Genomic DNA, 5088 nt, shown 5'->3' on the forward strand with positions numbered 1-5088 from the left:
ACGGCGGTGAGAAGGCCGCTCTCTTCTGCTGGGGGTTCCTGCTCATCGCCGCGTTCGGTCCCGGTCGCTGGGCCTTGTCCGCACGGCTGACGTCCGCACGGGCGGTCGCGCACGAAGAAGCCTGACGGTGAGTTGTCCAGTGCCGCCTGCCAGGCGATTACCGGACGCATCCCCGATTGTCCGATTCCCTTTGCCGCTGCTCTGGACAGGAACAGGGGTGAGGTGACGGAGGGAATGGTGGGATGCGGATCGTCGTGGACCTCACCCGCTGCCAGGGCTACGCGCAGTGCGTGTTTCTCGCGCCAGGGGTGTTCCGACTGCATGGGGAGGAGGCGCTGCTGTACACGCCGGTCGTCCCCGACGACCAGCTGGGGCGCGTGCGCCAGGCCGCGGTGGCGTGCCCGGTCCAGGCCATCGTCCTCGGCGAGGCGGTGAGCGTCGATGGCCGATGACCTGCGGGCGGGCAGGATCGTCATCGTCGGCGCGTCGCTGGCGGGGCTGCGGGCCGCTGAGACACTGCGCGAGGAGGGCTTCACCGGCTCTCTGACCGTGGTGGGAGACGAGCTCCGCCCGCCCTACGACAGGCCGCCGCTGTCCAAGCAGGTGCTGCTCGGCCAGGCGGCGGCGGACGCCACCGAGCTGCCGATGCGCCGCGACCCGGACGCCCACTGGCGGCTCGGAGCAACTGCCACGGGCCTGGATCCACTCGGAAAGCGGGTGATGCTGGCCGACGGTGACTCGCTCCCCTTCGACCGGCTGCTGATCGCCACCGGAACCCGGGCGCGGCCCTGGCCCAACGCGGAGGAGGCCGCCCTGGACGGGGTGCTCACCCTGCGCACCTGGGATGACGCCGGACGGCTGGCCGAGCGGCTGGCCGCCGGGCCGCAGCGGGTGCTGGTGATCGGCGGCGGCTTCACCGGCTCGGAGATCGCCTCGGCCTGCCGGGAACGGGGCCTGGAGGTCACGGTCACCGAACGCGGCCCCGCGCCTCTGGTGGGCGCGCTCGGCGGCACGTTGTCGAAGCTCGCCGCCGGCATGCAGCGGGCCCACGGGGTGGACCTGCGCTGCGGGGTGACGGTCACCGCCCTGCGTGGGGACGGGAACGGCCGTTTCACCGGCGCGGACCTGTCCGACGGCAGCCACGTCGCCGCGGACGTCTGCGTCGTGGCGCTGGGCGCGGTCCGCAACGTCGAATGGCTCAAAGACGCCGGGCTGGCGGCGGGCCCACGCGGGATCGCCTGCGACGGCGGGTGCCGGGCCTTCGACATGTACGGGATCGTCACCGACGACGTCTTCGTCGCCGGCGACGTCTCCCGCTTCCCTCATCCGCTGTTCGAGTACCAGCTGCTCTCCTTGGAGCACTGGGGTAACGCGGTCGCGCAGGCCGAGGTGGCGGCGCACAACATGGTCAATCCGGGGCCGCTGCGGCGTCCGCATCTCGCGCTGCCGACGTTCTGGTCGAGCCAGTTCGGGCTCAACATCAAGTCGGTGGGCGTCCCCACCTTCTCCGACCAGATCGTCCTCGCGCAGGGCTCGCTGGAGGCGCGCCGGCTGGCGGTGGTGTACGGCTACCGGGGCCGGGTCACCGCCGCGGTCACCGTCAACATGGCCAAGTCGCTCGAGTACTACCAGCACCTGATCGAGACCGCTGCCCCGTTCCCGCCCGCGCCCGGCGCGGCGGACCGTACCCTCGCCGCCGAGCTGCCGCTTCCCTCCGACGTGCCGGACCCGAAGGGGCTCTCCCACGGTCCCCTTGTCGCGCTCACCGGTCACCTGCCGGACCGCCGGCTGACCATGGTGCGTCCTGGCTGACCCTTCCGACCGTCCACGAGGAGCCCAGACCATGACCACCGACACCCTGCTGAGACGAATCACCGACTACGCCAGCCGCCCCGACCCCTACCCCCTGTACGCGGAACTCCGCGAGGCCGGTCCCGTGGTGCAGCAGGCCGACGGCACCTACCTGGTCGGCACCTACCACGAGATCAACGCCCTGCTCCACGACCCGCGGATCAGTGTCGATCCCCGCAGCCGCCGTGCTCCGGACCCCGATCTGTCCACCGACCAGCAGCTCCCGTTCCTGCGGCTCGACGACCCCGAGCACCACAGGCTGCGCACCCTGGCCATGCGACCCTTCGGCCCCCCGCACAGCCCTGGCCGCATCGACGCCATGTGCGGGCAGATCACCGAGGTCACCGAGGACCTGATGGAGACGCTGGGCGACCGCACCCGGATCGACATCGTCGACGACTTCGCCTACCCGCTGCCTGTCGCGGTCATCTGCCGGCTGCTCGGCGTCCCGCGCGAGGACGAGCCGCGGTTCCGGGAGTGGTCCGACGCGATCGTCGCCTCCGCCGACGTCGGCACCGGGGACGACACCACCGAGCGGGATCGAGCCGGCCGGCAGGCCAGGGCCGACATGGGCCGGTACCTGGTGGACCTCGCCGATCAGCGACGCGGCAACCCGGGTGACGACATGCTGTCCGCCTTCGTCAACGAGCCGGACCCGGCCATGCGGCTCACCCGCGAGGAACTGGCGGAGACCGCCGTCCTGCTGCTCATCGCCGGGCACGAGACCACGGTCAATCTGATCACCAACGGGGTGCTCACCCTGCTGCGGCACCCCGACCAGCTCGACCGGCTGCGCGACGACCCCGGACTGCTGCCCGGGGCGGTGGAGGAACTGCTGCGCTACGAGCCCCCGGTGCACATGCGCGAGCGCATCCCGCTCGCCGACATCGACCTCGCCGGGTTCACCCTGCCCGAAGGCACGCCGCTGGTGCTCGTACTCGCCTCTGGCAACCGCGACCCGAAACGGTTCCACGAGCCCGACCGGTTCGATCCCACGCGCCCGGACAACCAGCACCTCGGCTTCGGCGGCGGCATCCACCTGTGTTACGGCGGTCCGCTGGCCCGGCTCGAAGCCCAGATCGCCCTTGGCGCGCTGATCCCCGGCCTCGGCACCGCGACCCTGATCCAGGACCCGCCGCCCTACCGGCACAACGCCATGCTCCGCGGCCCCCGCCACCTCCCGATCGAGCTGCAAGAACCCGCCTGACATCGGTGCGAGAGCCATGCGGCTGAGGCGCGAAGCAGTGGCTGGGCGTTTGCAGGGCCGCTTGCTACCTGCCGCTGTTGTCTTGCACGTCTTCGAAGACGAGGCAAGTCTTGGCACCATGTGCCGGCGCTTCGGCGAGTGAGACGGGTTCAGGGAAGCGTTCGAGCGAAACGGCCGGTCTTGGAGGACGGTCAGCACGCCATTGGCGACGAGACGGCGAACCTGGGACAGCGCGCACAGTGCCTCCTCAGGTGTGGCAGTGCCGAACCAGCGGTTCAGCCAGAAGCCACGGACCGCAGCGCCGGCCCACTCGCCGGGGCTAACCCCTCCTTTCGCGTACAACAGGTAGCGTGAAGCTGGCCGGGTTGTCGCCGGGCGCCGCGCGGTGTTTGGACCAGGATTATGGCCCTCGACGAGCTGCGCGACCTTCTCATCCGCCATGCTCGACCCGATCTCAGCACCCCCATTGCGGACGTCCTGATCTTCAAGGCCGAGCGCCCCCAGCCTCCGACGCCGACGACCTACGGCAAGGTTCTGGCGCTCGTCGCGCAGGGCACGAAACGGTTCGCGCTGGGCGACCGCCTGTACGAGTACCGGGAGGGGCAGTATCTCGTCGCCTCGGTCGATCTGCCGGTGACCGCCCATTTCGCGAAGGCCAGTTCTGAACACCCTGGCCTCGGCGTCGGGCTGACTCTGCGTCCGGCGGCCATCGCGGAGGTGACGCTGCAGGCGGCTGCGGGCGATCTGCCGGAGCTCGGCGACGACGCCCCGCCCGGCCTGGCGGTCAGCACCGCCTCCGCCGAGCTCCTCGACGCCGTCGTCCGCCTGCTGCGCCTGCTCGACCGGCCGGGCGACATTGCCGTCCTCGCGCCGCTCATCAAGCGGGAGATCCTCTGGCGGCTGATCACCGGCGAGCAGGGCCCGACCGTGCGCCAGTTCGGGCTTCCCGACAGCAGCCTCAGCCACGTCGCCCGTGCGGTGCAGTGGATCCGCGCCCCCTACGCGCAGCCCTTCTCCGTCGAGGACGTGGCCAGGCTGGCGGGGATGAGCGTCTCGGCCCTCCACCGCAACTTCCAGGCCTGTGCGGTGCCAAAACGCGGACACACTGCTGTCGAGCTGGCCGTTTGCCGGACGGTCAGGCTGCTCTGCGGTACTCGCTGATCAGCCCGGTGACGGTCCTCCGGCGGTGGATCGGGGTGGCTACGTCGATCACTTCGCTGGGGTTCGTGCAGCGGAGGGCGGAGGGCGGAGGGTGCGGCCCTGATGCGGGCGATGATGGTTGAAATGGTGTTCGGACTCGGTCAGGACCTTGCGCGGGTGCCGCTCGCCATGGATGAGCGGGTGATCGAGGCAGTCTCGGCGTAGTGTTCCCACGAATCGTTCGGCGAACGCGTTCGCTCGTGGGGACCGGACGGGCGTCTTGATGACCCGCATGCTGGCGGCGGCGAACGTCTCATCGAAGATGCGGGGGAACTTGCCGTCACGGTCTCGGATGAGAAACCTGAAGGCGTCGGCGCGTTCACCCGGGTCCATCAGCAGGTTCCGGGCTTGCTGGGTCGTCCATGCGCCCGTCGGGTTGGAGGTGACGCCCAGCAGGTGTACACGCCGTGTCTCGATCTCCATGACGAAGAAGACGTGCAGTCGTTTGAGGAACACGGTGTCGTCGTGCAGGAAGTCGCAGGCCAAGATGCTGGAGGCTTGCGAAGTAAGGAACGGTCGCCAGGTCGGTGTCGCCTGGCGTGGCGCTGGATCGAGGCCGGCCGCGGCGAGGATCCGGCGGATGGTGCCCTCCACGATTCGATGGCCGAGGCCGAGCAGTTCGCCTTGGATCCGCCGGTGCCCCCATCGGGGATTCTCTCTGGCCAGCCGTATCACCAGATCACGCAGCTCGTCCGGTATCGGTGGACGTCCGGCTGTGTTTGGGTAGGTCCAGCGTTGGCTGACCAGGCGGCGGTGCCAGGCCGGCAAGGTGCCCGGCGTCACGATCCGATGGAGGCGAAGCCGTATGGGGAGCAGTCGCGCCAGTGCGG

5 protein-coding genes are annotated in these 5088 nt (G+C 70.2%); 4 read left to right on the plus strand and 1 reads right to left on the minus strand.

The genetic code is table 11. From position 1 onward, the window contains the following. Positions 1-242 precede the first annotated feature (242 nt). From AB0J97_RS51415 to AB0J97_RS51430, 4 genes are all read left to right on the plus strand, one after another. Positions 243-452, plus strand: a complete 210-nt coding sequence (locus tag AB0J97_RS51415; RefSeq protein ID WP_364104724.1) for a ferredoxin — start codon at positions 243-245, stop codon at positions 450-452. Continuing rightward, positions 442-1812, plus strand: coding sequence for an FAD-dependent oxidoreductase (locus AB0J97_RS51420; protein ID WP_364104727.1), 1371 nt, complete (start codon positions 442-444; stop codon positions 1810-1812). The genes AB0J97_RS51415 and AB0J97_RS51420 overlap by 11 nt, the downstream gene beginning before the upstream one ends. A gap of 31 nt (positions 1813-1843) precedes the next feature. Then, entirely contained in the window at positions 1844-3058 is a 1215-nt protein-coding gene (locus tag AB0J97_RS51425) for a cytochrome P450 (RefSeq protein ID WP_364104730.1), read from the plus strand. Between the two features lie 402 nt (positions 3059-3460). Beyond that, a complete protein-coding gene (locus AB0J97_RS51430; RefSeq protein WP_364104733.1) occupies positions 3461-4219 on the plus strand; it encodes an AraC family transcriptional regulator in 759 nt (252 codons plus the stop codon). A gap of 48 nt (positions 4220-4267) precedes the next feature. On the opposite strand, the gene AB0J97_RS51435 is transcribed toward AB0J97_RS51430, so the two are convergent. After that, on the minus strand, positions 4268-5088 hold an 821-nt coding region (locus tag AB0J97_RS51435), incomplete at its 5' end, for an integrase core domain-containing protein (RefSeq protein ID WP_364104736.1).

Source organism: Nonomuraea sp. NPDC049607, assembly GCF_040675375.1.
Lineage (GTDB): Bacteria > Actinomycetota > Actinomycetes > Streptosporangiales > Streptosporangiaceae > Nonomuraea.